This is a genomic window from Paucibacter aquatile, from assembly GCF_002885975.1.
Taxonomy (GTDB): Bacteria; Pseudomonadota; Gammaproteobacteria; order Burkholderiales; family Burkholderiaceae_C; genus Paucibacter_A; species Paucibacter_A aquatilis.
This window is the reverse complement of sequence record NZ_POSP01000003.1, coordinates 3,006,179-3,031,083: the sequence shown is the minus strand read 5'-3', so window position 1 is coordinate 3,031,083 and position 24,905 is coordinate 3,006,179. Positions and strand designations below refer to the sequence as shown.

Genomic DNA, 24,905 nt, shown 5'->3' with positions numbered 1-24,905 from the left:
ACGCCGCACAATCCTGCATCTGCTTGCAATCCAACCCTCCATTCATCCCACCGCTTCGCGCCGACCCGGCACGGGGTGGCCCAACGAGTGACCGACACCACGATGAGCCTCGCCACCGCTTCCCAAGCCCGCAGCCCCCTGCTGCGCCCGAGCACCCTGGCCCGCGCTGCGGCGCTGAGCCTGGCCTTGATGAGCGCCGGAGGCGCCAGCACCTGGCTTCCCGCGGCCCAGGCGGCCGCCAGCGCCACGGCCAGCGTGGCCTGGCAGCCGGCCGCCGGTGATGCCGACATCGAACGCGCTTTCGCTCAGGCCCGCGCCGAGAAAAAGCCGGTGCTGCTGTACTGGGGCGCCAAGTGGTGCCCGCCCTGCAACCAGCTGAAGGCGACCCTGTTCAACCGCGTGGATTTCATCGAACAGACGCGTGCCATCGTGCCGGTGCACATCGACGGTGACCTGCCCGGCGCGCAAAAGCTGGGCACCCGCTTCAAGGTGCGCGGCTACCCGACCATGATTCTGTTCAACCCCGAGGGCCAGGAGCTGACCCGCCTGCCGGGCGAGATCGATGCGCCCCAGGTCATCAAGGTGCTGCAGCTGGGCCTGGCCGGTGGCCGCCCGGTCAAGAGCGTGCTGGCCGATGCCAAAGCCGGCAAGAAGCTGAACGCCAACGAGTGGCGCCTGCTGGGCTTCTACTCCTGGGAGACCGATGAGCAGCAGCTGGTGCCGCCGGCCGAGCTGCCGGGCCTGCTGGCCCAGCTGGCCGCCGCCTCACAAGGCGTGGACGCCGACACCGGCACCCGGCTGTGGCTCAAGGCCCTGTCGGCCAATGACAATGGCAAAGCCCTGAAGGTCGATGCCGCCCTGCGCGAACGTGTGAGCAAGGTGCTGGAGAGCGCCGAGCAAAGCCGTGCCCAGATGGATGTGCTGGCCTACGGCGCGACGGACATCGTCAAGACCCTGGCCCCGGCCGCCGGCGCGGAGCGCAATGCCCTGCTGGCGCAGTACGAAACCGCGCTGAAGCGCCTGGAAGCCGATGCCACCCTGTCGCGCGGCGACCGTCTGCAAGCCCTGCTGACCCGGGTGCAACTGGCCCGTCTCGATGTCGCACCGACCGAGCTGCATCCCAAGCTGAACCCGGCCCTGGTCAAGGAAGCGAAGGACCACGCCGCCCGCGCCGCCCGCGAGATCACCGATGGCTACGAGCGCCAGGCCGTGATCACCTCGGCCGCCTACCTGCTGGGCCAGGCCGGCCAGTGGAAGGACAGCGACGATCTGCTCAAGGCCAGCCTGAGCAAGAGCCACTCGCCCTACTACCTGATGAGCTCCCTGGGCAGCAATGCCAAGAAGCAAGGCCGCAAGGACGAGGCCCTGAAGTGGTACGAGGAGGCCTTCAACAAGAGCGAAGGCCCGGCCACCCGCCTGCAGTGGGGCTCCGGCTATTTCGCCGCCCTGACCGAGCTGGCGCCGCAGGACGCCGCCCGCATCGAGAAGACCGCCGCCCAGCTCTTCAACGAAGCGGCGCAGGACAAGGGCAGCTTCTACGAGCGCAGCGCCCGTTCGCTGCAGAAGGTGGGCAGCTCGCTGGCCAAGTGGAACGACAAGGGCCAGCATGATGCCGTGCTCAGCCGCCTGAAGACCCAGCTCGACGGCATCTGCGCCAAGGTCGACACGGCCGACAAGCAACGCGAAACCTGCGAATCGCTGGTGAAGGCACCCGGCAAGAAGGCCTGAGCGCGCAAGCAGCCCGACCCCGCCGATCAAAAAGCCGGCTCGTGATGGCGAGCCGGCTTTTTCTTTTTCGGATGCCTGCGTGCGGCGCGGCGCTCAGCGCTGGGTGACCACGACCTCGGGGTCGAAGCGCAAGACCTTGTTGAAGGCCGGCACCCCCCCTTGGATGAGAGCCACCAGCACCAGACTCAGCTCCCAGCGCAGGGACTTGCTGGCCGGTGCCTTGACCGTGACCGGGTCGGAACGCAGCACATATAAGCCATCCACGGCTTCCATGGGGCTGCTGAAGGCCAGCGTGGTCCAGGGGCTCTCCTCGCCCTCCGCCTCGAAGGGGCTCAAGGTCTGGTTGCTGCCACCGGCCTCGTTGAGCACGGTGTAGAGCTTGGCTTCACGGACCGTGTAGTTGACATCGGCGTACTCGTTCGCGAACGACATGATCAGCTCGACACGGAAATCGTCGCCTTGCTGCAGCTCGATGGCCCCCGCGTTCTCGGGCCGGGTGCTGAGTTCGCCGGGATTGACCCAGACGAGATTGCGGCTGATCTGCTCGCCGTTGAAAGACAGTTTCAGGACCTTGGTCATCTTCATATTCGAACCTCCTTGATGAATCGTCACTGGGCTTGCTGATGGTGATAGCGCCGCTCGCTGCGCAGGGCCGCCAATGTCGGCTCCTGCTCGATGAGATGCGCGGGGTAGCCCGCAGCGCGGGCTTGCTGCAATCGGGTCAGCGCCAGATCGCGCTGCCCCGAAAGTTCGGCGGCCAGGCTGGCCCGGAACAGGACATCGGGCACCAGCGGCGCCAGCTGCAGGGCGCGCTGCGTCCAGTCGGCCGCGCGCTGGCGGTCCTGGCTGCGCGCGGCGTAGAGGCCGGCACGGCTGAGCAAGGTGGCGTCCTTGGGGTAGCGCGCCAGCAGGGGCTCGATCAGCTGCAGGGCGCGGCCATAGCCCTCGCGCGCCTGCTCGCCACGGCCGGGCAGCAGCAACAAGGTGTCGGCCCAGTTGGCCCACATCAGGTAGTCGCCGGGCCGGCCCTTGTCAGCCGACAAGGCGGCTTCAAAGGCCTCAGCCGCCTGCACGTATCGGCCGCGGTTGTAGAGCAGATTGCCGAGGTTGGTGTAGAGCTGGCTGCTGGGCCTGGCCTTCAGGCCTTGTTGCAGCAAGGCCTCGGCTTCATCGGCCCGGTCGGTGCGCAGCAGCACCGCGCTCAGATTGGCATAACTGTTCACCCCGCCGGCACGCTGGGCGATGCTGCGGCGGAACAGTGCTTCGGCAGCGGCCAGATCGCCCTTTTCGTAAAACACCGTGCCCAGGTTGTCCATCAAGCGGCTGTCCTGGGGGTGGCGCTTGAGCGCGCTCTCGAACAGCAGCTGTGCTTCGTCCAGCCGGCGCTGGCGGGTCAGGAACATGCCGTAGCCATTGATCACCTGCACATCCTGGCCGTCCAGCAGCAAGGCCTTGGCATAGGCCGACTCGGCCTCGGCGCTGCGGCCCTGCAGCTTGAGCACCATGCCACGGGCCGCATGGCTCAGGGCCAGCATGGGGTCGTGGCGCAGGGCCAGCTGCGAGCTGGCATCGGCACGCTGCAGCCAGGCCTCGTCCACGCTTTCGTTGTGATAGCGGGTGGCATAGGCCAGGGCCAGGGTGGCCTGCACCCAGGCATGCTGGGGCTTCTCGGCGGCCAGCTGTTCCAGCAAGGCCAGGGCTTGCTCGAGCGCACCCAAGTCTTCGTCCGAACCTTGGATCAGCTGCTCCGCCTGCGCCAGGCGCTGCGGCCAGGGCGCCGGCTGGCCCGGCAGGTGCAGATAGCCCTGGCTGGCGGCCAGGCCCAGGCCCAGCAGCAAGGCCGCCGCCCCGCTCCACAACCAGCGGCGCGTGCCGGCCGCGGCAGGCGATGGAGGCAGACCCTCAGCCTGCAGCAGCGGGCGAGCGGGCGCGGGCACCGAGCGCGGGCGCGGGAAGGTGCTGCCCGGCAGCCAGCCGTCCTGCAGAGTGAGCAGGGCCTCGTTCACCTCGGCCATGCTGGCCGGGCGCAGCTCGGGCTGGCGGCTGACCATGCGCTGCACCAGGGCGGCCAGCGGCGCCAGGCCGGGCGGCAGCTCGGGCAGGGCCAGGATCAACTCGCTGCCATGCAGCTTGTGGTGGGCCAGGGCCAGAGGGTCGGGTTCCATGAAGGCACGCTGGCCGCTGAGCATCTCACCCAGCACCAGGCCGAGGGCGTAGATGTCGCTGGCCACGCTGGCCGGCCGGCCCAGCATCTGCTCGGGCGCCATATAGGCCAAAGTGCCGGAAAACAGGGGCTGGGCGCTGGCGCCTGAAGTGCCGAAGGTGCCCGATACGCCGGGGCCCAGGGTGGCCATGCGGTCGATCAGCCGGGCCACGCCGAAATCGAGGATGCGCAGCCGGCCGCTGTCATCGATCATCAGATTGGCGGGCTTGATGTCGCCGTGGGCGATGTTCAGCTGATGGGCTTCGGCCAGAGCTTCGCTGGCTTGCAGGGCCCAGTCCAGGGCCTGCTCCACGCTCAGCGGGCCGGCCGCCAGCACACGGCTGAGGCTGCGACCCTGCACCCGCTCCATGACGATGTGACCGGCGCCCTGGTCGACGAAGACGTCGTAGACGGTAACGAAGGCGCGATGGCTGACGCGGGCGGCCAAGCGGGCCTCCTGCACCCAGGCCTCGGCATCGCCGGCGGCGCCGACCTGCAGGTTGAGGCGCTTGAGGGCCACGCTGCGCTGCAGGCGGCTGTCCCAGGCGGCGTAAACCGCGCCATAGCCGCCCTCGCCCAGCAGCTCGCGCAGCTCATAACGGGCAAAGTCCACACGGCCGGCGCTCGGCAGCAACTGGGGTGCGTCCACCCAGCCCCGCAAAGGCAGGGGCTCGGTGCTCTGAACCGTCGACTTGTCCTCACCCCCGTCCCGCATGCGCTGCGCATCCCCAAGCTTGGTGTGATGTTTCAAACTGAAACACACCACCCCGAGCTAACGCCAAAGCTGCGGGGTGTCCGCGTCATTCTCAGCGGCGGCAGGCCGGGCACCGCTCAGGGTTTGCACCGGACGCCCCCAGTTTGAAAACCCGGGGGCCTCAGGCGCTCAAGGGCAGCTGCGTGGGCTGCTGCTGTTGCCGCTGAGTTTCTGCAGTTGCAGGAGGTTGAGCAGCTGGCCGTCTTCGCTGCGCAGCTCCAGCTGCAGGCCCGGCACGCTTTCCAGATTGGACGGAGGCAGGGCCTTGACCGCGCCGGTGGCCAGCACCGGCTGGATCAGCTTGGCGTTGAGGTAGCCGCCGAAATACAGCGGCACTGCGCTGCCCACCTGGCCCCATTCGCCAGTGAAACTGACGCGCGGGCAGCCGCCTTCCAGGCTGATCTTGTTGCCCTCGAGGCTGAGCACCCATTCGGGCTGGGCACTGCTGTCGCTGGCGTACTGGATCTTGGTGGTGCCCGGGTGGTCAGCGGCCACGGCGTTGCTGTTGATCACCGGCGGCTGGCAGTTGAGCAAGCCAGCCCAAGCAGCACTGCACACCGGCACCGGCTGGGCGCCGGCCTGAACGGCAAACTCGCGCGGCTCGGCGGTGCGACCGGTCCCCCCGACGCCCGGACCGCAAGCGCTCGACAGCGCCGCGATCGTGAGCGCCAACACATGCTTGGGTTTCACGGCTTCTCCCCCTCGTTCATCGATTCAGAATAGAAATACACACCGAAGCGCGCCCGCTGGTTTCTGTCGCCGCGGGGCGCGGTCTTGGCGTCTTCATCAAAACGGATCTGGGCTTCGCGCAGCACCTGCTTCAAGGCCTGAGGCCAGGCCTGGCGCGCCACCTCGTGCAGCTGATGGGCGGAAGCTGCGGTGATCTCATCCACGAACACCGCCTGTTCCAGGAACTTGGCCTCGCCCTGCAGATTGGCGCTGGCCGCGGCCAGGGCGTCGCTCATATTGTTGGCATACATCCAGGCCATCTCTTCCATGCCCTGGTGGGGCGTGAAGCCCGCCTCGTTCAGGCGCAGGCCTTCGGCGCTCTCCTCGACGCCCCCGAGGCGCAGGAGTTCATCGAGCAGCGCGCGCGGGCGGACATCGCTGCTGACCCGGGCGACCAGGGCGTCGAAGCTGTCCTCGCTGCCGCTGCGCGGCAACACGCGCGGCTGGCCCTGGGCATCGACAAAAGGTGGCAGATTGAGCCAGACACCCACCACCTCGGCCGCCAGGCTCAGCGGGCGGGCCAACTCGGCCTCGTCCACCTTGGGCTCGGCCGGGCGGGTCAGGTTGCGCACATCGCGGCGGTGCACACCGGAGAGCAGGCTCAAGGCGCTGTCGGTCTGCGGCATCTGGCGCTCTTGCAGCTCGCGCTGCGCGGCCGCCAGGAACTCTGTCTTGAGCGCCTGCGCAAAAGCCGGGTAAGCCACGCCGCGCTTGACCAGCATGCGGATCAGCGGCCGCATCACCTTGAGGCTGGCTTCCAGGGTCAATGTGGCGACGGACTTTTTCATCATCATCGGAGTCATCGGGCAGGGCTCCGCCGGGCGATGCTGCGGATCGAGATCAGGCGCTGGGCCTGCGGCAGGGCGGTCGGCATGGCGATGGACGAACGTGGAGGGTCCATGCAGCCCGAGGGCTGCGACGATGGTGTGGAACATTGTCCCACACCCCTCCCCTCGCTCACCAGCGGCTGCTGAGATTCACGGCCAGCAATCGCCCTTGTCGTTCGGCATAGCTGCCGCTACCCCGCAGCTCCAGGCTGCGGTGGTTCAGGGCATTGCTGAGCAGGAGGCGCAGGGTGCTGGGCTGGCCGCCCAGCTGCAGCGGCCAGCGCAGGCCCAGGTCCAGCTCGCTGAGGGCGGGCAGCTCGACCCGGTTGTCGCGCGTGGCCGGCATGCGGCCGGTGTGCGAGAAACCGGCGTCGAAACTCAAACCGCCGAGTGCGGCCGGGCGATAGACCGCGTTGAGCTTGAGGATGCGCTCGGCCTGGCCCACCGGCCGCGGGCCGACCCGGCCCAGGGCCACGCCCTCGCCGCGCACGCGCGGCTGCATCAGCACCGCACCGGCCACCAGCTGCCACTCGGGCGCCGGCCGGCCGTTCAGCGAGAGCTCGAGGCCGCGGTGGCGCACATCGCCGAGCTCGGTGTAGAGCTGCTGGGCATCGAGGTTGTAGTAGGGCTTGCGCACATCGAACACGCCCGCCACCAGCTTCAACCGCGGGCTCATCTGCCAGCGCAAGCCGGCATCCATCTGCGTGGTCAGGATGGCCGGCAGGGCCTGGTTGCGGTTGCTGGCGTTGCCGGGCGCCACGCCGCTTTCCTCCAGGCCGCGAGTCAGGCCGGCGTAGGCCGCCAGCTCGGGGCTGAAATGCCAGGCGGCGCTGAGGTTGTAGAGCCAGGGCGTGGCTTGAGTTTCGGTCAGCGGCAGGCCGGGGCGGTCGACGCGCTTGCGGTAGTCGCTGTGCTGCAGGCCGGCATTGAACTCCAGCTGCTGGTTCCAGCGCAGCTCGTAGGACAGGCCCAGCCAACGCTGCTTGACCTCGTCCAGGCTTTGCGCGCCGAAGGCAAAGGTGGGCTGCGGCGGCTGGAAGGGCTGGAGCTGGCTCATCGTGCCGTAGTCCAGGCTTTGCGAACCGCCGGTGCGGCGGTCGCGGGCGCGGCCGGCCAGCTGCAGATGCAGGCGCTGCGCCCAGGGCGCCGGGGCGAAGGCCCAGCTCAGGCGCAGCTCGCCGCTGTTGGAGGCCACGCGGCTGGCCGGGTCGGCAATCACCAGGCGCTGGGCCTGGCCCTGCGCGTCCATGCCCAGCAGCAGGTTGCTGAAGCTGGCGCGGTCGTCGTTTTCGGAGTGGAAGATGCCCGCGCGCAGCTGCCAGGCCGGGTTGAAGGCATGGCGCAAGGTGGCACCATAGTTGCGGCCGACGCCGCTGTAAGCCGCCCAGTCGGGGCCCTTGAAGACCCGCGCCTCGCCCAGCGGCGGCAGGCTGGGGGTGGCGCTGGAGACCTGCGGGCCCATGCGGTCGTAAGGCGTGTCGATGGCCGAGGCGAACACCATGGCCTCGGTGTGCACATCGGGTCGCCACCAGAGCGCAAGGCTGCCGGTGGTGAACTCGCCATCGGTGCCGTTGCCGTATTCGACATGGGCTTTGGAGAAGCCACCGGTCACGGCCCAGCGGCCGTCGGTGCTCAGCGGGTGGCTGAAGTCCAGATCGATATAGCGGCCCCGCCACTGGTCCAGGCCCAGCACCAGCTGCGCGCTGGGCTCGGCGTCCGGGCGGCGCAGGCTGAGGTCGACGATGCCGGTGGGCGCGGGGAAGACAAAGCCCTGGGCCGAGAGGCCGACGCGCACATTGCTGGACTGGCGCAGGCGCGCGCTCAAGCCCCAGACCTGGTCGAAGTACAGGCCGTCGATGCGCACATTGCCGGCCGCCGTGGGCGAGAAACCGCGCACGCTGCCGCTGGTGTAGAGGCCGATGGTCTCGCGGCCGATGCTGGTGCCGAAGGCATCGCTGGCGGCTTGCACCGCGGCGTCATTGGCGCGCGCGGCCAGCGGAGCCAGAGACAAAGCCGCCATCATCGTCAACAGGCCGGCGGCCAGCGGGGTCAGAGGCAGGGCGGGAGCAGCAAAAGAGCGATCGGGCATGGGGCGCAGCGCAGAAGCAGGCAAAGCTGCGCAGTGTAGGTGGCAGGTCCGCCGCAGGCGAAAGCCATGGCGGCCCACCCGCTCAAGCCAGGCCCAGCGCCGCCAGCTTGCGCGCCACCGTTTGAAAACGCAGATCGGGCGCCTCGGCCCAGGCGCGCACCGGCTGCCAGGCGGCGGCATGAACCTCGGCCAGCTGCGGGCGCAGCGGGGCGCGGCTGTCGGCCAGCAGCAGGTAGGCGTAGTCATGGTGCCAATGCGCACCTTCCTGCTTTCGCGGGTTGGCGGGGATGGCATGGCTGTCGATGTCCAGCGGCAGGGCCAGGCCGCTGCCAGCGTCGACGTATTCGGGGTGCGGCTGCAGGGCCTGGACCCCGGTTTCCTCGCGAGCCTCGCGCAGGGCCGAGGCCAGCAGGGGATCGGCCGCCTCGTTGGGCTCGAAATGCCCGCCCGGCTGCAACCAGCGCTGCAGGGTCTTGTGATGGATCAGCAGGAGCTGGCGGGTGGCGGGGTCCAGCACGATGGCGCTGGTGGTGATGTGGCCGCGCATCTGGGCGCGGTTGAAGGCATCGCCCTCAGGGTCTTGCAGCTGGGCCTGCAAGGCTTGCAGCCGCGCGCCTTCTTCGGGAAAGCGCTGGCTCAGATAGGCCTGCAGGATCAGGCAGGCCTGGGCGTGAACAGGGGAGCAGGAGGTTGACATGGGGCCATTGTCTGATCCCTGACTTGAAAGAGTGAGTAAGTGAACGGGTGCACGGTGGGGTGAACGAGTGAACAGGTGAACAAGTGAAGGGGCTGCGCTCCACCATTCACCATTCACCATTCACCATTCACCTGTTCACCCGTTCACTTCAGCAAGCCTTCGGCCTTCATCGCTTCCTGCACCGCCGGGCGGGCCGCCACGCGGGCGCGGAAAGCCACCAAATGCTCGAAGCCGCTGACGTCCACACCGACGTACTGGCCCCAGTTGCTGACCACGAACAGGTAGGCATCGGCCACCGTGAACTGATCGCCCATCAAGTACTGCTTGCCTTCCAGCTGGGCGTTGACCCAGGTGAAACGCGCCATCAGCGCGGCGCGGGCAACCGGCTTGTAATCTTCCGGCGTGGCCGGGTTGAACAGCGGCGAGAAGCCCTTGTGCAGCTCGGAGGTGATGTAGTTCAGCCATTCCTGCAGGCGGTAGCGCGCCATGCTGCCGGCGGCCGGAGCCAGGTTCGAGGCGGGCGCCAGGTCGGCGATGTACTGGACGATGGCCGGGCCTTCGGTCAGGCGCTCACCGTTGTCCAACTCCAGCACAGGCACCGAACCCTTGGAATTGATGGCGTAGAAATCGCTGCCGTCCTGCAGCTTCTTGGTCTTGGTGCTGGCCAGCACCAGATCAAAACTCAGGCCCGCCTCGCGCAGGGCGATGTGCGGGGACAAAGAGCAGGCGCCAGGGCTGTAATAGAGCTTCATGGTTCAGGTTTCCTTGCGAGAACTTGCCGGCGGACCTGCCGGCAAAGCCCGAACCATACGCCGGATTGGCGACTCTTGCAGGCAGGCGCCCAACGGCCGCCGGGATCAATCCTGCGGCACAAAGATCCAGAGCAGCAGGTAGACGAACAAGCCCGTGCCCACGCACAGCACCAGCAGGGTGAAGAGCAGGCGCCAGACCCAGGAATCCAGGCCGGTGATGCGAGACAAGCCACCGCAGACACCGCCCAGCCAGCGATCCTCGCGGCTGCGGCGCAGCTCGTTCAGGCCGTTGGCGGCCGGCGCAAAGCCCGCGCTGGTAGAAGCGCCTGGCGCTGCCTCGCCGCTCAGCAGCCGGGCCTTGGCCTGCGCGAACTCAGCGTCACTGAGCACACCGCGCTGGTGCAGCTCGGCCAGTTTGTGGAGTTCTTCGGCGACGGACATCTGGGTTCCTCCTTCTGAATGCCGGGGCCGTCATTGCCCCAGGCCTCAATCTAACGCCATCGGCGGGCTGAGTCCGTGCGCTGCGACAAACTGCAGCGCCGGGCGACTGAACGGCCGCCCCGCATTCCCCGCAGCTTGTCGCCGCGTTCCGCCATTCGCCGCAGGCAGGAGTCAGAGCGCTGCAAGCGCTGCCCATAATCCGCCCCCATACAAGCACCCAAGTCTGGAGACGACGCTGATGTGGAAACAAAGACAAGGAACAGGAGCCGCCCCGCTGCTGAGCGGCCTGGCCCTGCTGCTGGGCACGGGCCTGGCGGCGGCCGCCGCGAGCGAAGGCGGCACGAGCAAGCCGGGCAGTGGCCCCACCCACGCCTGCCGCATCGAAGGCATGCCCAATGAGATGCAATGCGGCAGCGTCATGCGGCCGCTGGACCCGGCCAAGCCGCAGGGCACGCAGATCGAGATCCACTACCTGGTGGTGCCCGCCATGGCGCGCAACAAGCAGCCCGACCCGGTGCTGATGCTGGCCGGCGGCCCCGGCCAAAGCGCCATTGCGGTGGCACCGCGGGTGCTTGGCGTGCTCAAGCGCTTGAACAACCGACGTGACCTGGTCTTCATCGACCAGCGCGGCACCGGCAAGTCTGCCCCGCTGCAATGCGCCGATGACAGCAAGCTGCCGATCGCCGAAGCCCTGGACCCGCAAGCCCAGGAGCGCCGCCTGCGCGACTGTCAGGAAAGCCTGAGCCGTCTGCCCCACGGCGATCTGCGCCTGTACACCACGACGATCGCCATTCAGGACTTCGAGGCCGTGCGTGAACAGCTGGGCGCGCCACAGTGGAACCTCTACGGCGCCTCTTACGGCACGCGTGCGGCACTGGAATACATGCGCCAGTTCCCGAGCAAGGTGCGCCGCGCCCTGATCGACGGCGTGGCGCCGCCGGACATGGTGCTGCCCGCCAGCTTCTCGACCGACAACCAGGCCGCGCTGGATGCCGCCTTCAGCGCCTGCGATAAAGAACCGGCCTGCCAGGCCCGCCACCCGCAGCTGCGTGCCCAGTGGCAAGCGCTGCTGGCCAGCGTGCCGCGCCAGATCACGGTGCGTCAGCCCATGACCGGCAAGCAAGAACAGTTCACGCTGACCCGCAGCCAGCTGCTGCGCGCCGTGCGCGGCCCGCTCTACATGCCAGCCCTGGCCGCCGCCCTGCCCGCCGCCATCGGTGAGGCGGCCGAAGGCCGCTTTGACGGCCTGATGGGACTGACCAGCACCATGAGCTCGAACAAGAGTTCGCGCCTGGCCATGGGCATGCATTTCTCGGTGGTCTGCGCCGAGGACCTGCCTCGCCAGCCGCAAGCGAGCGACAAGCCGGGCGCCGACTACGGCAACAGCGACGCCCTGCTCTACAGCGCCGCCTGCAAGACCTGGCCCCGCGGCGAGGTGCCCGAAGCCTTCTACCAAGTGCCCAAGGCCGCCATGCCCGTGCTGGTGCTCAGCGGTGGCGCCGATCCGGTGACCCCGCCACGCCACGGCGAGCGGGTGACAAAAGCCCTGGGCGACAAGGCCCAGCACATCGTCGTGCCCGAGGCCGGCCACGGCGTGGCCACCATCGGCTGCATGCGCGATGTGATGTTCCGCTTCTTCGACGCCAAGACCGACGCCGCCGCCCTGCCCCAGGACGCCGCCTGCGCCACCCGCATCCCGCGCCCGCTGGCCTTTGTGCCGGTGCAAGACGCTTCTGCCACCAAGGTGCAGCCATGATCGAAATCAAGAACGTCAGCAAGAGCTTTGTCAGCGCCAGCGGCGGCTCTTCTCTCTTCAAAAAGGGCAAGAAGCAGACCGTGCAAGCGGTGCGCGATGTCAGCCTGCATGCGCCGAACGGCCGCATCACCGGCCTGCTGGGCGCCAACGGCGCCGGCAAGACCACCACCTTGCGCATGCTGGGTGGCTTGTTCGAACCCGACCAGGGCCAGATCAGCGTCGATGGCATCCAGGTCAGCCAGGCGCCGCGCCAGGCCCTGGCCCGCATGGGCATTCTGGGCGATGCGCACGGCCTCTACCCGCGATTGAGCGCCCGCGAAAACATCATCTACTTCGGCCGCCTGCAAGGCATGGAAGCCGATGCGGCCAACGCCCGCGCTGAGGAGCTGGCGCGGCTGCTGGACATGCGCCATATCCTGGACCGCCGCAGCGATGGCTTCAGCCAGGGCGAGCGCATGAAGACCGCCCTGGCCCGCGCCCTGGTGCATGACCCGGCCAACATCGTGCTGGACGAACCGACCAACGGCCTCGATGTGCTGGCCACCCGGGCACTGCGCGAAGCCCTGCGCCATCTGCGCTCGCCCGAAGGTGGCGGCAAGTGCATCGTCTTTTCCACCCACATCATGCCGGAGGTGGAACAGCTCTGTGAGCATGTGGTGGTGGTGGCGCAAGGCCGCAGCGTGGCCGAAGGCTCGGTACCGGAGCTGCTGGCCCTGGCCGGCGAGAAGCACTTCGAGGACGCCTTTGTGAAGCTGGCCTTCACTCAGCAGCAGCAACAGCAACAACAAGAGGTGGCGGCATGAGCGCGAGCATCACCAGCAGCAACAACAACAGCGGCAGCTCCAGTCTGCTGAGGAACTTCTGGATCGTCTTGCGCAAGGAGGTGGTCGACGCCTTGCGTGACCGCCGCACCCTGATGCGCCTGTCCATCCCCGCCGTGCTGATGGGCCCGCTGCTGCTGCTGGCGCTCTCGGGCCTGATCTCCTCGCTGGAGGGCCAGGCCGACAAGCGCGAGGTGCAGGTGGTGGGCATCGAGCATGCGCCCAGCCTGCGCAACTTCCTGGAGCGCCAGACCTACACCCTGAAGCAGGCCCCGGCTGACTACGAAGCACGCTTGCGCGCCAGCACCTTGCTGGAGCCGGTGCTGGTGATCGGCAAGAACTTTGAGGCCGAACTGCTGGCCGGCGACAAGCCAACGGTGGAGCTGGTCAGCGACAGCGCCAACCAGCGCGCCAGCGCCGGCGTCGGCCGGCTGGAACGCCTGGTCAACGCTTTCAGCCAGGAGCGCGCCGCCCTCAGCCTGGCCTTGCGCGGCGTCTCGGGCGAATTGCTGCAGCCCGTGGCCATCGAGGAACGCGACCTGGCCAGCGTGCAGGCCCGCGCCGCCCGCATCACCGGCATCATCCCCATGTTCATCATCATGGCCGTGCTCTACGGCGCCCTGACGGCCGCCCTGGACAGCACGGCCGGCGAGCGCGAGCGCGGTTCACTGGAGCCCTTGCTGATGAACCCGGTGCAGCACATCGCCCTGGTGCTGGGCAAATGGGGTGCGGTGGCCTTGCTGGGCATGGCGGTGGCGTTGATTGCCTGCGTCAGCTTCGTGCCGGCGCAGTGGCTGCTGCAGAGCGACAGCCTGCAAGCCATGTTCCAGTTCGGCAGCTATGAGGTGATCGCCTTCCTGCTGCTGCAGCTGCCGCTGGCCGTGGGCATCAGCGCCGTGCTGATGGCCCTGGCCATCCGCTCCAAGACCTTCAAGGAAGCGCAAGCCGGCAGCACCATGGTGATGACGGCGGTGAGCCTGATGCCCATGGTCACCCTGCTCAACCCGGGTGGCGAAGCACCCTGGTATCTGTGGGTGCCCGGCCTGGCGCAGAACACCTTGATGATGCTGGTGCTCAAGGGCGAGACGCTCAGCGCCGCCCAGGTCCTGCCCGGCGTCGCCGTGGGCCTCGCCCTGATGGTCGGCGGCCTGCTCTTCGTGGCACGTTCCATGCGCGGCGCGGTGTCCAAGTAAGCACGGCGGCGTCTCCCGTCTTCTTTCTCTCTCCAAAACAAGCCCGGGCATGCCCGGGCTTTTTCATGGGTACAGGGAGGCGGGGAACGGCACATTGCGGACCTCGGCTGTCTGGATCTTTCTCGCTGCGGTGTCTCGTCCCGCCGCCGGGCTCATGGTTCGCGGGTCGGCTCTGTGAGCCGACTTCCCTCGCTGCTCACTGCGCGGCTCAGCGGCGCCAAACACCCTCCGTTCGCTGCGCTCACTATGGTCAAACAGTGGCGCCGAGTCAGAGCTTGAAGCGCGCGGGTACACGCGCCTGAGCCGCTCCGCTGCGCCCTCGGCCGCGCACAAATCGCCCGTCGGCGGGCCGAGCCACCTCCGAAGTGGGTGTTCTTCACCGACGAGGGGTACATCGACCGCGATGCAAGCGCCCTGCAGCCCGGGCCGCTGCCGGGCGATTTGTGAAGGGCCGAGCAGCGCAGCGCCTCGGGGCGCGCACGTACTCGTGCGCTTCAAGTTCTGACTTGGCGCTTCTGTTTGAACGGAGCGAACGCAGGGAGCGAAGTGAGTTATGCGCCAGCCCCGAGGCGCGAGCAGCGCAGGGAAGTCGGCCCGCCAGGGCCGACCCCGGAACCATGAGCCCGGCGGCGGCACGGGCTGCAGGGCCTCACGAGCAAAACCACCAAAGGTTGCTTCGTGCCGAGAGCTGCCCTCAATGCTGCCCGAGCGCTCGCTGAACTTCGTACTGCCAGGGCAGGGTGTGGACGATCTCGTTGAGCTGGCGGGCGGATTCCAGCGGAGCCAGCACTTCGCCTTCGGCGTTCAGGAACTGGAGATTGGTGACCAGGGCGAGAGGGTCCACCATGGCCACCACACCCGCCGACATGCTGACCCAATCCCAAGCCACGCCGGCGACGGTGTCGCCGTCGTCACCTTGCCACAGGGTTTGTCCCATGGCGGGCCGCCCACCTTCGCCTGGAACCAGCACCTGGGTGCTGCGGTGCGCAAACTGCAATCGCGGCGCATGCTGCGCCTCACAAAGAACCCGCGGCCATGCGTACACCATCCAAGCTGGAGTCATAGAACAATCACTTCGAATTGCTAATGTGGATCAACGAGCGGACAGACTTGCGTAACTGTTTGTGCAGTGTGCAAGCAGCGTTTTCGGCACGCCAGCTGTAAACCTTGCCAGGGGTATAACCGAGTTGACCGCGAGCCCGCGGTTTATTGCAATGCGCGCCATGGACGGGAGCAATTCAATGCTGCAAGGGGGTTATCAGGCGGTGCTGGAGGCACGCAGCCGCGAGGAGTTTCGCCACGAGGTGATCCGCTTCGCGCAAAGCCTGGGCTTCTCCACCGTGTCAGCCACGGTGGTGCTGGATCACACCGTCGGCGAATCCGAGTTCGAGACGGTGGACAACACGCCGGAGTCTTTTTCCTCGGTGTTTGCAGATCGTTCGAGCTGGCGCCAAGACCCAGTGATGCAGCACTGCAAGCGACACAGCGTGCCCATAGTCTGGAATCAGAAAACCTATGTGGCGTCCGGGCAGGCTGAGATGTGGGAAGAACAAGCTCGCTTCGGCTATCACACAGGGATTGCCTTGGCTCTGCACCTGCCGGAAGGCCGACACTTTTTCCTGGGCGTGGACCGAGACAGCGACTTGCCCCGCGAGCCCGTAGCCATGACGCAGATGGTTGCCAACCTACAGCTGTTTGCTGTGTACGCACAAGAAGCCGCGTGGCGCGTAGTCATGCCCAAAGGTCACGAGAGCGTCACATTGCCCAGCCGACTCACTCCGCGCGAGCTGGAATGCCTGCGTTGGACCATGGATGGCAAGACGGCTTGGGAGGTCGGCACCATCCTCAGCATTACCGAGCGCACCGCCGTGCTGCACCTCAACAACGCCATGCACAAGCTGGGCTGCACCACCAAACATCAGGCGGTGTTGAAGGCGCTGCGCATGGGCTTGATCCGTTGAAACCCGAGTTCTCTCGCAAACCCGCAGCCCTGGCGCTGCGAGGCTGACATAACCTCCAGGCTTCGCGCAACTGTAAGAGTTGACAGTTTCCCTTCGGACGCAAGCTTGCTGAAATAGCGACAAGCACTCGTGGGAGTGAGTTCTTAGAACGGATTCCATCATGAACCATCAAACCCGCACTGAACTGGATTCTTCTGCATCGACACCCGTGGAACTGACCTTGGAACAACTGGCCCACGTGGCAGGTGGTGGTCCCAAGGGTGGTTGGGGCCCGCTGCCCGGCGCCCCCGTGGTGCCCGATGCACCGACGCCAACCGAAGCGCCTGTCCCCGGCCCCAAAGGCGGCTGGTAATCCCTTTCTCGCTGTCACCCCCCGCTCCTGAACCGAGCGGGCTTTGACGGGCAAGAAGGTAGCAAAGACCGGTCTTCGCCACACATGCTGTTCCGCCGCGAGGCCTTGCAAGGCCAGCAGCACAGCGGCTTGGGCAGGGTGCACGTCCTGCCACCGCTGTCTCTCACACTGCTCACGGCGGTTGCCGTGGGCAGTGTTGCTTTGGTGCTCGCGTTTCTCTGTACGGCGGAGTACACCCGCAAGGCCCGGGTCAGTGGCTATCTGGTGCCGGACCGCGGCGTGCTGCGCATCCAGGCTCCGCAATCGGCCACGGTGCTGAGCCGCGAGGTCGGCGAAGGCCAGGCGGTCAAGGCCGGCGATGTGCTGTTTGTGCTGGCCCTGGACAGCGCCAGCCAGACCATCGAAGGCATCGCCCAGACCCTGCAAAGCCGTCAGCTGAGCCTGCAAGGCACGGCCAGCCAGCAGCTGGCCCTGGTGCGCACCCAGTTGCAAACCCTGACTCAGAAACGCGCCGGACTGCTGCGCGAACAGGCCCAGCTGCAGGTCGAGCGCCAGCTGCACGGCGAGCGCCTGGCCCTGGCGCGCGAATCGCTGGAGCGGCAGGAAGACCTGGCCCGCAACCACTTCATCTCGCCCGCCCAGCTGCAGAGCAAACGCGAGGAACTGCTCGGCCTGCAATCGCAGACCCAGGCCCTGGCCCGCCAAGGCGAGGCGCTGCAGCGCGATCTGCAAGCGACCGAGGCGCAGATGCGCGAGCTGCCGCTGCGCAGCGAAGTGCTGCAGGCCGAAATTGCCCGTGACCTGGCCGAGCTGAAGGAGAAAGGCCTGGAGACCGAAGGCCGGCGCCGTCTGGTGCTGCGCGCACCCAGCGACGGCATCGTCTCCACCCTGCTGGCCGAGCCCGGCCAAAGCATCCAGGGCGGCGCGGCCCTGGCCCAGCTGTTGCCGGCGCGCACGCAGATGCAGGCCCAGCTGTTCGCGCCGTCCAGCGCAGTCGGCTTTTTGCAGGCACAACAAGCGGTGCAGCTGCGCTACCAGGCCTTTCCGTACCAAAAATTCGGCCAGCAAAGTGGGCGCGTGCTTCAGGTCTCGCGCACGCCCCTGGCCCCGGCCGAGCTGGCCACCCTCAACCTGCCGGCCGCGCTCAGCCAGGGCGCGGGCAGCGAGCCGCTCTACCGCATCACGGTCAGTCTGGACCACCAAACCGTCAGCGCCTACGGACAGCCTCAAGCCCTGGCCGCCGGCATGCAGCTCGATGCCGATGTCATGCTGGAGCGGCGCCGCCTTATCGAGTGGATTTTCGAACCCCTGCTGAGCCTGGCCCAACGTGTCTGATCCCGCGCCCTCCACCGACGCCGCCCCCGGCATGCTGTCCCGTCTGCACCTGGGCTGGCGCCGCCGTGGCCGCGTGCCGGTGATTCTGCAGACGGAAGCGGCCGAATGCGGCCTGGCCTGCCTGGCCATGGTGGCCAGCGCGCGCGGCCTGCACCTGGACCTGCCGGAGCTGCGCCGGCGCTTTTCGCTCTCGCTCAAGGGCGCGACCATGGCCGACCTGCTGCGCATGGCCGCGCCCCTGGGCCTGGCCGGCCGCGGACTGCGCGCCGAGCCCGCGCATCTGGCCCGGCTGGAGCTGCCGGCCATCCTGCACTGGGATTTCAACCATTTCGTGGTTCTGGTTGAGGTGCGCGGCCAGCAGGCCCTGATCCACGACCCGGCCCATGGCCGGCGGCAGATCTCTCTGGCGGAGCTCTCGCGCCACTTCACCGGCGTGGCCCTGGAGCTGCGCCCTGGCCCGGACTTCACACCCCAGGCTCCGGCGCCACGCCTGCGCTGGCGCCAGCTGTTCGGCCGCATCAGCGGGCTCAAGCGCTCGCTGGGCCAGATCCTGCTGCTGGCCCTGGCGCTGGAGCTGCTGGCCCTGCTCTCGCCCTTTTTGCTGCAGTGGGTGGTGGACGGGGTGCTGGTCAGCGCCGACCGCGACCTGCTGGTCACCCTGGGCCTGGGATTTGGCCTGCTGGTACTGCTGCAAACAGCCATCAGCGCCCTGCGCTCCTGGGCGGTGCTGGTGCTCTCGGCCTCGCTCAATCTGCAGTGGCTGACCCAGGTCTTCGGCCACCTGCTGCGCCTGCCGCTGGCCTGGTTCGAGAAGCGCCATCTGGGCGACATCTGGTCGCGCTTTTCCAGCGTGCAGCAGATCCAGCGCACCCTCTCCACCCGTTTCGCCGAGGCGCTGCTGGACGGCGCCATGGTGCTGCTGACCCTGGCCATGATGGCCGTCTACTCGCCGCGGCTGAGCGCTGTAGCGATGACCGCGGTGCTGGGCTATGGCCTGCTGCGCTGGGCTTACTTTGGGCCGCTGCGCGAGGCCAGCGAAGAGGCCCTGGTATTTGAGGCCAAGCAGAACAGCCACTTCCTCGAATCGCTGCGTGGCGCCCAGGCCATCAAGCTCTACAACGCCGAGGCCGAACGCAGCGCCGCCTTTGCCAATCTGGTGGTCGAGCAGATGAACGCCAGCATCGCCACCCGACGGCTGGACCTGGGCATGGCGGTGGGCCAGCGCCTGCTGTTCGGCCTGGAGCGCGTGGCCATCGTCTGGCTGGGCGCCTTGCTGGTGCTGGACCGTGAGCTCTCGGTCGGCATGCTGTTCGCCTTCCTGGCCTACAAAGAGCAGTTCAGCGCCCGTGTGGCCGGCCTGATCGACAAGGGCGTGGAGCTGAGCATGCTACGCCTGCAGGGCGAGCGCCTGGCCGACATCGTGCTGAGCGCAGCCGAGCCGGCCGACCTGAGCGCGGGGCCCAAAGTGAGTGCCGGCTCTCCGGAAGCGCTCGAACTGGTGGACCTGAGCTTTGCGTACGCCGAAGGCGAGACGCCGGTGATCCAGGGCTGCAGCCTGCGCATCGAGCCCGGTGAGGCCGTGGCCATCGTCGGCCCCTCGGGCTGTGGCAAGACCACCTTGCTCAAGCTGATGCTGGGCATCCACAGCCCGCAGCGCGGCGAGATCCGCATTGGTGGCCGGCCGCTGGCCCAGCTGGGTCTGGCTGCCTGGCGCGCACGCATCGGCACCGTGATGCAGGACGACCAGCTCTTCGCAGGCAGCATTGCCGACAACATCAGCTTCTTCGACCCCGAGGCCGACGCGGCCTGGGTGCAGGAATGCGCCCGCATCGCCTGCGTGCACGAGGACATCAGCGCCCTGCCCATGGGCTACCAAAGCCTGGTCGGCGACATGGGCAGCAGCCTCTCGGGCGGGCAGCGGCAGCGCGTGCTGCTGGCGCGCGCACTCTACAAACGGCCGCACTACCTGTTTCTGGACGAGGCCACCAGCGCGCTCGATGTCGAGAAAGAACGCCAGCTCAACGCCTCGCTGCGCACGCTCAACCTGAGCCGCATCGTCATCGCCCACCGGCCGGAGACCATCGCCTCGGCCCAGCGCATCATCGCCCTGCAAGGTGGGCGGGTGGCGCAAGATCTGCGCAGCGTGCCGCCGGCCAGCAACCAGGCCGGTTGAGCAGGGGCTATTGCCGCCATCGAGATTGCCAAATGGACGGCGAGTCGCCGCGCTTTTAGCATTCGCCTATTGAAATCAAAGCATCAATAGGCGAACCCACCATGGCCAAAACCGCAAGCTTCGGCGTCCTCCATCTGGGCACCTCCTTCGGCGTCACCTACGCCTTGACCGGCAATGTGGCCGTGGCCGGCGCGGTGACCTTTGTGGAACCGGCCGTCAACACGGTGATGCACCACTTCTTCGACAAGTACTGGGGCCACCCGCGCTTGAAAGCCTGGTTCGCCGGGCGGCGCCTGCGCCGCAACGCGGGAGCAGCCCAGATCAATCCGGCTTGACCTTGGCCCGGTTCAGCACCGGCTTCCAGCGCTGCTGTTCCTGGGCAATGAAGGCGGCGAACTGAGCGGGCGTGTTGCCCACGGCCTCGGCCGAATCGGCGCTCAGGCGCTCGGCGGAGGCGCTGCTGCGAATGGCCTTGGCCGATTCCGTGGCCAGGCGGTCGAGATGGGCCGGGGCCAGGTTGGTCGGCGCGAGCAGGCCGTACCACTGCGTCATCTCGAAGCCCGGAAAGCCCTGCTCCGCCACGGTCGGCACATCGGGCAGCTGCGGCAGGCGAGCTTTAGAGCCGGTGGCCAGGCAGCGCAGCTTGCCGGCCTTGATGAACTGCAGCACGGCCGGTGCGCCGACCGAGGCGGCATCGAGGCGGCCGGCCAGCAAATCGGTCAGCTGCGGGCCGGTGCCGCGGTAAGGCACATGGACGATGAAAAGCTCGGCCGCCATCTTCAGATACTCCATGGCCAGATGGCCGGCGCTGCCATTGCCGGCCGAGCCGTAATTCAGGCGGCCCGGCTTGCTGCGCGCCAGAGCCACAAATTCCTTGAGGTTGCGCGCCGGCACATCGGGGTGGACCACGTAGAGGCTGGGCACCTTGGCCAGCAAAGTGACGGGCTTGAAGTCCTTGACCGGGTCGTAGGGCAGCTTGTCGTAGATGAAGGGGTTGACCGCCAAGGTGCCGATATGGCCCAGCACCAGGGTGTGCTGGTCATCGGCGCGGGCCACCTCGGCCATGGCGATATTGCCGCTGCCGCCGGGCTTGTTTTCCACGTAGACGGTCTGGCCCAGGGTCTTGCCCAGCTCGAAGGCGGTGGCGCGGGCGACGATCTCCGAGCTGCCGCCGGGCGCAAACGGCACGACCAGGCGCACGGAACGGCTGGGCCAGGCCGCCTCGGCCCAGGCTGGCAAGCCCAAGCCGGAGGCCGCACTGGCCAGGCCGCTTCGCAGCAAAAATTGGCGGCGGGCCCGCGAGTCGGGGGAAGCGTGAGGGTCGTTCAAGTCCTGGGTCATGGCTCTTGTCTCCGTGGGGTGTTTTTGGGGAAACTTTGTTGAGCCAGTCTAGGACGCAGGCCTGTCAAGGCGCTGTCGCCTGCTCCATCCAGCCCAGCCAGCGCATGGCCTGCTCACGCGATTCGCCGCACATCTGCTCGCAGGGCTGCAGGGAGCCGCAGACGGCGGGGCGATCCGGGTGTCCGAAGATCTGGCAGCGGTCTTGCGCATCGAGCTGGATGCAGCGCACGCCCGCCGGCTTGCTGACCCCGTTGATGACGGGCATGCCCGGGATGGGCGAGCTGATCGAAGGCGCTATGCAGCAGGCGGCGCAATGGGGACGGCAATTCATCGCGATATTGTCGGCGCAGGGATGGCCTGCGGCCGTGACTTATCCACAGCCGATCCGTAAAATCACGGGTTTGCCCGCGCCAGCTTTGGCGCTGTGGAAACGGGTCCGAATCACCCAAGACCCTGCGCAAAAAATGCGCAGCCGATCGGGCCACTATGAAAGCAGCAAGCCCCATGCAATACCCCAAGGAATTCGATGTCATCGTGGTCGGTGGCGGACATGCCGGCACCGAAGCGGCGCTGGCCGCCGCCCGCATGGGCTGCGCCACCCTGCTGCTCACCCACAATATCGAGACCCTGGGGCAGATGAGCTGCAACCCCTCGATCGGCGGCATCGGCAAAGGCCATCTGGTCAAAGAGGTGGACGCGCTGGGCGGCGCCATGGCCGCGGCCACCGACGAGTCGGGCATCCAGTTCCGCATCCTCAATGGCTCCAAGGGCCCGGCCGTGCGCGCCACCCGTGCCCAGGCCGACCGTGTGCTCTACAAAGCCGCCATCCGTCACCGCCTGGAAAACCAGCCGAATCTGTGGCTTTTCCAGCAAGCCGTGGACGACCTGCTGGTTGAGTCCGACGGCCTGGGCGAGCGCGTGGTGGGCGCCGTCACGCAGATGGGTTTGCAGTTCCGCGCCCGCGCCGTGGTGCTGACGGCCGGCACCTTCCTCGATGGCCGTATCCATGTCGGCCTGGAGAACTACAGCGCCGGCCGCGCCGGTGACCCGCCGGCCATCAGCCTCTCGGCCCGGCTGAAAGAACTGAAGCTGCCGCAAGGCCGGCTCAAGACCGGCACGCCACCGCGCATCGACGGCCGCAGCATTGATTTTTCCAAGTGCGAAGAGCAAGGCGGCGACCTCGATCCCGTGCCCGTGTTCAGCTTCCTCGGCGACGCCGCGCAGCACCCGCGCCAGCTGCCCTGCTGGATCACCCACACCTCGGAGGCAACGCACGCCATCATCCGCTCCGGCTTCGACCGCAGCCCCATGTTCACCGGCGTGATCGAAGGCGTCGGCCCGCGCTACTGCCCCAGCATCGAGGACAAGGTCAACCGCTTCGCCGACAAGGACAGTCACCAGATCTTTCTGGAACCCGAGGGCCTGACGACCCACGAGTACTACCCCAACGGCATCTCCACCTCCCTGCCCTTCGACATCCAGCTGGCTGCCGTGCGCTCGATCCCGGGCCTGGAGAACGCCCACATCATGCGGCCGGGCTATGCCATCGAGTACGACTACTTCGACCCGCGCGGCCTGAAGTCCAGCTTCGAGACCCGCGACATCGGGGGCCTGTTCTTTGCCGGTCAGATCAACGGCACCACGGGCTACGAGGAAGCCGCGGCCCAAGGCCTGTTCGCCGGCCTGAACGCCGCCCTGCAGGTGCGCGGCCAAGGCCCCTGGTTGCCGGGCCGCGACCAGGCCTATCTGGGCGTGCTGGTCGACGACCTGATCACCAAGGGCGTGACCGAGCCCTACCGCATGTTCACCAGCCGCGCCGAGTTCCGCCTGCAACTGCGCGAGGACAACGCCGACATGCGCCTGACCGAAATCGGCCGTCAGCTGGGCCTTGTGGACGACATCCGCTGGACCGCATTCAACCGCAAGCGCGACGCTGTTTCACGTGAAACAGAGAAGCTGAAAGCGACCTGGGTGCACCCCAGCATCCTGCCGGCGGCCGATGCCGAGCGTCTGGTCGGCAAGGCGCTGGAGCGCGAATACAACTTCATCGACCTGCTGCGCCGCCCGGGCGTGGTCTACGACACCCTGGCCGAAGTGGCGGCCATCGCCCGCCCGGAAGCCGCTGTTTCACGTGAAACACTGACTGCCGATTTGGGCAAGACCATGGCCGACGCCGTCATCGAGCAGATCGAAACCAGCGTCAAGTACGCCGGCTACATCAACAAACAGGTCGAGGACGTGGCTCGTGCGGCCAATCTGGAGAACCTGCGCCTGCCCGACGAACTGGACTACAACGAGATCCAGGCCCTGTCCTTCGAGGTCCGCCAGAAGCTCAACACCCACCGGCCTGAGACCCTGGGCCAGGCTTCTCGCGTTTCGGGCGTCACGCCCGCCGCCATCTCCCTGCTGCTGGTGCACCTGAAGAAGAAACGCTTCAAGGGCTTCAGCGACGCCCACGACAAGGTCGGCGCATGAGCCACAGCGAACCGGCGCTCGATCTAGAGCGCGCCGCCCTGCTGGTGATCGATATGCAGTGCGGCGCCTTCGATGGCCGGCTTTGCCCGCCCATGCCGGACGGCGACGCCCTGCTGAGCGCCTGCCGCAGCGCCCTGGACTGGGCCCGCCGGCAGCGCGTGCCGGTGTTCTGGATCCAGCACTCCGAGCCCGGCGGACCGATGGACGGCCCCGGCTTCGACATCGATCCGCGCCTGAACCCGGCCGCCGAAGAACCCCGCTTCACCAAGACCGTGCCCGATGCCTTTGAGGAAACGAGCCTGGCCCAAGCCCTGCAGCAGGCCGGGCGCAGCCAGCCCATCCTGATCGGCTTGCAATCCGATTGCTGCATCGAGGCGACCGCCCGCGGTGCACTGGCCCAGGGTTTGAAACCTTGGCTGGTTCCCGACGCCCACCACACCTGGCCCGACCAAGGCCTGAGCGCCGAGGCCTTGCGCGACCAGGTCTCGCAAGCGCTGGCACAAGCCGGCGTGCCGCTGATTCCTCTCTCCACGCTGTACACGGTGACCCACAAGCAAAGCCACTCCGCATGAGTTCCGACGCCCTTTTTGCCCCCTTGCACGATGCCGCCCAGACCCTGGGCCTGAACCTCAGCGACGCTCAGCTGCACCAGCTGTTGGCCTACCTGGCCATGATCAGCAAGTGGAACAAGGTCTACAACCTGACCGCCGTGCGCGAGCCCCAGGCCATGCTGACCCAGCATCTGGTGGACAGCCTGAGCCTGCTGCCCGCCCTGCGCCGCCATCTGCAGAGCACCGGTCAAAGCAGCCTGCGGCTGATGGATGTGGGCAGCGGCGGTGGCCTTCCGGGTGTGGTGGTGGCCATCTGCGAACCCAATATCGACGTCAGCTGTGTAGACGCCGTGGCCAAGAAGGCCAGCTTCATCAAGCAGGTGGCGGCCGAATTGCGCCTGCCCAATCTGCATGGCGTGCACTCCCGCGTGGAAGCACTGGACACCCCGCCCTTCGACCTGATCACCTCGCGCGCCTTCGCTTCCCTGCTGGACTTCACCACCCTCACCCGCCAGCACCTCAAGCCTGGCGTCGAATCCGGGGCGATTTGGTTGGCCATGAAGGGGCAACATCCGGCGGAAGAACTGGCCGCCCTGCCCGCCGACCTGGATGTGTTTCACGTGGAACAACTGCAGGTTCCTGGCCTCGACGCCCAGCGCTGCCTGATCTGGATTCGCCCCAAGGCCTGAGAAATTTCTCTGCGCCGCAGCCCTGAGGGCCCCGCGCC

23 protein-coding genes are annotated in these 24,905 nt (G+C 67.5%); 12 read left to right on the top strand and 11 right to left on the bottom strand.

The features are described from left to right. Positions 1 to 102: 102 nt before the first annotated feature. Positions 103 to 1,728: a thioredoxin family protein gene (locus tag C1O66_RS16130; protein ID WP_102769692.1), complete on the top strand. Its 1,626-nt coding sequence runs from the start codon at positions 103 to 105 to the stop codon at positions 1,726 to 1,728. A 93-nt stretch (positions 1,729 to 1,821) separates the two neighbouring features. Here the strand turns inward: C1O66_RS16130 and C1O66_RS16125 are convergent, their stop codons facing one another. The 8 genes from C1O66_RS16125 to C1O66_RS16090 all read right to left on the bottom strand — a co-directional run bounded on the left by C1O66_RS16125 (position 1,822) and on the right by C1O66_RS16090 (position 10,220). Next, entirely contained in the window at positions 1,822 to 2,313 is a 492-nt protein-coding gene (locus tag C1O66_RS16125; protein WP_102768820.1) for a hypothetical protein, read from the bottom strand. 23 nt (positions 2,314 to 2,336) lie between these two features. Then, the gene (locus C1O66_RS16120) at positions 2,337 to 4,646 is read right to left on the bottom strand and encodes a protein kinase domain-containing protein (RefSeq protein ID WP_102768819.1); all 2,310 of its coding nucleotides are present in this window, start codon (positions 4,644 to 4,646) and stop codon (positions 2,337 to 2,339) included. 168 nt (positions 4,647 to 4,814) lie between these two features. Next, positions 4,815 to 5,375 (bottom strand): hypothetical protein, encoded by a 561-nt coding sequence (locus C1O66_RS16115; protein ID WP_102768818.1) that lies wholly within the window; start codon positions 5,373 to 5,375, stop codon positions 4,815 to 4,817. Further along, entirely contained in the window at positions 5,372 to 6,208 is an 837-nt protein-coding gene (locus C1O66_RS16110; protein WP_102768817.1) for a DUF6502 family protein, read from the bottom strand. Before C1O66_RS16110 ends, C1O66_RS16115 begins: the two co-directional genes overlap by 4 nt. A 163-nt stretch (positions 6,209 to 6,371) precedes the next feature. After that, positions 6,372 to 8,330: a TonB-dependent siderophore receptor gene (locus tag C1O66_RS16105; RefSeq protein WP_165794639.1), complete on the bottom strand. Its 1,959-nt coding sequence runs from the start codon at positions 8,328 to 8,330 to the stop codon at positions 6,372 to 6,374. An 82-nt stretch (positions 8,331 to 8,412) separates the two neighbouring features. Next, on the bottom strand, positions 8,413 to 9,027 hold the full coding sequence (locus tag C1O66_RS16100; RefSeq protein WP_165794638.1) for an NUDIX hydrolase: 615 nt from the start codon (positions 9,025 to 9,027) through the stop codon (positions 8,413 to 8,415). A 143-nt stretch (positions 9,028 to 9,170) separates the two neighbouring features. Further along, positions 9,171 to 9,779, bottom strand: a complete 609-nt coding sequence (gene gstA, locus C1O66_RS16095) for a glutathione transferase GstA (protein WP_102768814.1) — start codon at positions 9,777 to 9,779, stop codon at positions 9,171 to 9,173. A 105-nt stretch (positions 9,780 to 9,884) separates the two neighbouring features. Then, positions 9,885 to 10,220, bottom strand: coding sequence for a PspC domain-containing protein (locus C1O66_RS16090; protein WP_102768813.1), 336 nt, complete (start codon positions 10,218 to 10,220; stop codon positions 9,885 to 9,887). 238 nt (positions 10,221 to 10,458) lie between these two features. On the opposite strand from C1O66_RS16090, the gene C1O66_RS16085 reads away from it, so the two are divergent. From C1O66_RS16085 to C1O66_RS16075, 3 genes are read left to right on the top strand one after another with little or no spacing between them, the layout of a single operon-like run. Further along, positions 10,459 to 11,976, top strand: a complete 1,518-nt coding sequence (locus tag C1O66_RS16085) for an alpha/beta hydrolase (RefSeq protein WP_102768812.1) — start codon at positions 10,459 to 10,461, stop codon at positions 11,974 to 11,976. After that, positions 11,973 to 12,779, top strand: a complete 807-nt coding sequence (locus C1O66_RS16080) for an ABC transporter ATP-binding protein (protein WP_102768811.1) — start codon at positions 11,973 to 11,975, stop codon at positions 12,777 to 12,779. Before C1O66_RS16085 ends, C1O66_RS16080 begins: the two co-directional genes overlap by 4 nt. Further along, a complete protein-coding gene (locus tag C1O66_RS16075; RefSeq protein WP_102768810.1) occupies positions 12,776 to 13,990 on the top strand; it encodes an ABC transporter permease in 1,215 nt (404 codons plus the stop codon). The genes C1O66_RS16080 and C1O66_RS16075 overlap by 4 nt, the downstream gene beginning before the upstream one ends. A gap of 694 nt (positions 13,991 to 14,684) precedes the next feature. Here the strand turns inward: C1O66_RS16075 and C1O66_RS16070 are convergent. Continuing rightward, positions 14,685 to 14,927 (bottom strand): hypothetical protein, encoded by a 243-nt coding sequence (locus C1O66_RS16070; protein WP_133155246.1) that lies wholly within the window; start codon positions 14,925 to 14,927, stop codon positions 14,685 to 14,687. A gap of 277 nt (positions 14,928 to 15,204) precedes the next feature. On the opposite strand from C1O66_RS16070, the gene C1O66_RS16065 reads away from it, so the two are divergent. The 5 genes from C1O66_RS16065 to C1O66_RS16050 all read left to right on the top strand — a co-directional run bounded on the left by C1O66_RS16065 (position 15,205) and on the right by C1O66_RS16050 (position 20,146). After that, on the top strand, positions 15,205 to 15,951 hold the full coding sequence (locus tag C1O66_RS16065) for a helix-turn-helix transcriptional regulator (protein WP_102768808.1): 747 nt from the start codon (positions 15,205 to 15,207) through the stop codon (positions 15,949 to 15,951). 160 nt (positions 15,952 to 16,111) lie between these two features. Further along, entirely contained in the window at positions 16,112 to 16,303 is a 192-nt protein-coding gene (locus C1O66_RS23740; RefSeq protein ID WP_133155245.1) for a hypothetical protein, read from the top strand. A gap of 84 nt (positions 16,304 to 16,387) precedes the next feature. Beyond that, entirely contained in the window at positions 16,388 to 17,638 is a 1,251-nt protein-coding gene (locus C1O66_RS16060; RefSeq protein ID WP_102768807.1) for an HlyD family secretion protein, read from the top strand. Beyond that, a complete protein-coding gene (locus C1O66_RS16055) occupies positions 17,631 to 19,811 on the top strand; it encodes a peptidase domain-containing ABC transporter (RefSeq protein ID WP_243392827.1) in 2,181 nt (726 codons plus the stop codon). The genes C1O66_RS16060 and C1O66_RS16055 overlap by 8 nt, the downstream gene beginning before the upstream one ends. Before the next feature lie 101 nt (positions 19,812 to 19,912). Beyond that, complete coding sequence (locus C1O66_RS16050; protein WP_102768805.1) at positions 19,913 to 20,146, top strand: DUF2061 domain-containing protein; 234 nt, start codon at positions 19,913 to 19,915, stop codon at positions 20,144 to 20,146. Here the strand turns inward: C1O66_RS16050 and C1O66_RS16045 are convergent. Then, positions 20,133 to 21,152: a Bug family tripartite tricarboxylate transporter substrate binding protein gene (locus C1O66_RS16045; RefSeq protein WP_102768804.1), complete on the bottom strand. Its 1,020-nt coding sequence runs from the start codon at positions 21,150 to 21,152 to the stop codon at positions 20,133 to 20,135. The genes C1O66_RS16050 and C1O66_RS16045 overlap by 14 nt on opposite strands. A gap of 64 nt (positions 21,153 to 21,216) precedes the next feature. Next, the gene (locus tag C1O66_RS16040; RefSeq protein WP_102768803.1) at positions 21,217 to 21,483 is read right to left on the bottom strand and encodes a YkgJ family cysteine cluster protein; all 267 of its coding nucleotides are present in this window, start codon (positions 21,481 to 21,483) and stop codon (positions 21,217 to 21,219) included. Between the two features lie 173 nt (positions 21,484 to 21,656). Between C1O66_RS16040 and mnmG the strand changes: the two genes are divergently transcribed. Genes mnmG through rsmG form a run of 3 tightly spaced genes read left to right on the top strand, consistent with a single transcriptional unit; the run spans position 21,657 to position 24,867 of the window. Next, the gene (gene mnmG / locus C1O66_RS16035) at positions 21,657 to 23,627 is read left to right on the top strand and encodes a tRNA uridine-5-carboxymethylaminomethyl(34) synthesis enzyme MnmG (RefSeq protein ID WP_102768802.1); all 1,971 of its coding nucleotides are present in this window, start codon (positions 21,657 to 21,659) and stop codon (positions 23,625 to 23,627) included. Continuing rightward, the gene (locus C1O66_RS16030; protein ID WP_102768801.1) at positions 23,624 to 24,199 is read left to right on the top strand and encodes a cysteine hydrolase family protein; all 576 of its coding nucleotides are present in this window, start codon (positions 23,624 to 23,626) and stop codon (positions 24,197 to 24,199) included. The genes mnmG and C1O66_RS16030 overlap by 4 nt, the downstream gene beginning before the upstream one ends. Next, positions 24,196 to 24,867 (top strand): 16S rRNA (guanine(527)-N(7))-methyltransferase RsmG, encoded by a 672-nt coding sequence (gene rsmG / locus C1O66_RS16025; RefSeq protein WP_102768800.1) that lies wholly within the window; start codon positions 24,196 to 24,198, stop codon positions 24,865 to 24,867. The genes C1O66_RS16030 and rsmG overlap by 4 nt, the downstream gene beginning before the upstream one ends. The last annotated feature ends 38 nt before the right edge of the window (positions 24,868 to 24,905 follow it).

Coding starts and splice junctions, on each gene's coding strand:
- C1O66_RS16130 (WP_102769692.1), top strand. CDS start 103: ATGAGCCTCGCCACCGCTTCCCAAGCCCGCAGCCCCCTGCTGCGCCCG.
- C1O66_RS16125 (WP_102768820.1), bottom strand. CDS start 2,313: ATGAAGATGACCAAGGTCCTGAAACTGTCTTTCAACGGCGAGCAGATC.
- C1O66_RS16120 (WP_102768819.1), bottom strand. CDS start 4,646: ATGCGGGACGGGGGTGAGGACAAGTCGACGGTTCAGAGCACCGAGCCC.
- C1O66_RS16110 (WP_102768817.1), bottom strand. CDS start 6,208: ATGATGATGAAAAAGTCCGTCGCCACATTGACCCTGGAAGCCAGCCTC.
- C1O66_RS16105 (WP_165794639.1), bottom strand. CDS start 8,330: ATGCCCGATCGCTCTTTTGCTGCTCCCGCCCTGCCTCTGACCCCGCTG.
- C1O66_RS16100 (WP_165794638.1), bottom strand. CDS start 9,027: ATGTCAACCTCCTGCTCCCCTGTTCACGCCCAGGCCTGCCTGATCCTG.
- gstA (WP_102768814.1), bottom strand. CDS start 9,779: ATGAAGCTCTATTACAGCCCTGGCGCCTGCTCTTTGTCCCCGCACATC.
- C1O66_RS16090 (WP_102768813.1), bottom strand. CDS start 10,220: ATGTCCGTCGCCGAAGAACTCCACAAACTGGCCGAGCTGCACCAGCGC.
- C1O66_RS16085 (WP_102768812.1), top strand. CDS start 10,459: ATGTGGAAACAAAGACAAGGAACAGGAGCCGCCCCGCTGCTGAGCGGC.
- C1O66_RS16080 (WP_102768811.1), top strand. CDS start 11,973: ATGATCGAAATCAAGAACGTCAGCAAGAGCTTTGTCAGCGCCAGCGGC.
- C1O66_RS16075 (WP_102768810.1), top strand. CDS start 12,776: ATGAGCGCGAGCATCACCAGCAGCAACAACAACAGCGGCAGCTCCAGT.
- C1O66_RS16070 (WP_133155246.1), bottom strand. CDS start 14,927: ATGGGACAAACCCTGTGGCAAGGTGACGACGGCGACACCGTCGCCGGC.
- C1O66_RS16065 (WP_102768808.1), top strand. CDS start 15,205: ATGCGCGCCATGGACGGGAGCAATTCAATGCTGCAAGGGGGTTATCAG.
- C1O66_RS23740 (WP_133155245.1), top strand. CDS start 16,112: ATGAACCATCAAACCCGCACTGAACTGGATTCTTCTGCATCGACACCC.
- C1O66_RS16060 (WP_102768807.1), top strand. CDS start 16,388: ATGCTGTTCCGCCGCGAGGCCTTGCAAGGCCAGCAGCACAGCGGCTTG.
- C1O66_RS16050 (WP_102768805.1), top strand. CDS start 19,913: ATGGCCAAAACCGCAAGCTTCGGCGTCCTCCATCTGGGCACCTCCTTC.
- C1O66_RS16045 (WP_102768804.1), bottom strand. CDS start 21,152: ATGACCCAGGACTTGAACGACCCTCACGCTTCCCCCGACTCGCGGGCC.
- C1O66_RS16040 (WP_102768803.1), bottom strand. CDS start 21,483: ATGAATTGCCGTCCCCATTGCGCCGCCTGCTGCATAGCGCCTTCGATC.
- mnmG (WP_102768802.1), top strand. CDS start 21,657: ATGCAATACCCCAAGGAATTCGATGTCATCGTGGTCGGTGGCGGACAT.
- C1O66_RS16030 (WP_102768801.1), top strand. CDS start 23,624: ATGAGCCACAGCGAACCGGCGCTCGATCTAGAGCGCGCCGCCCTGCTG.
- rsmG (WP_102768800.1), top strand. CDS start 24,196: ATGAGTTCCGACGCCCTTTTTGCCCCCTTGCACGATGCCGCCCAGACC.